Source organism: Streptococcus suis (assembly GCF_002964045.1).
Lineage (GTDB): Bacteria > Bacillota > Bacilli > Lactobacillales > Streptococcaceae > Streptococcus > Streptococcus suis_U.
In genome coordinates, this window is the sequence record NZ_POPB01000124.1 from 1 (window position 1) to 292 (window position 292).

Annotated in this window: 1 protein-coding gene; it reads left to right on the plus strand. The window is 41.4% G+C overall.

The window, feature by feature from the left end; translation table 11 throughout:
- Positions 1–292: alanine--tRNA ligase-related protein (locus C1E99_RS00535; protein WP_238146171.1), on the plus strand; the 292-nt coding region annotated here is incomplete at both ends.

Below are 292 nucleotides of genomic sequence, written 5' to 3' on the forward strand. Positions count from 1 at the left end.
CAAATTGGTGGAGACAGTTGGCAATATCATGGAAAGCTACTATCCAGAAGTGCTTGAAAAACGTGCCTTCATTGAGAAGATTGTTAAGAGTGAAGAAGAGTCGTTTGCTCGTACTATCCATACAGGTTCACAATTTGCTGAGCAATTGATGGACAAATTGGCGGCAGAAGGTAAGTCTGAGATTGATGGTCGTGACATTTTCAAACTCTATGATACCTATGGTTTCCAAGTAGAATTGACAGAAGAATTGGCTGAGCACCGTGGTATGACCCTTGACATTGCTGGATTTGAA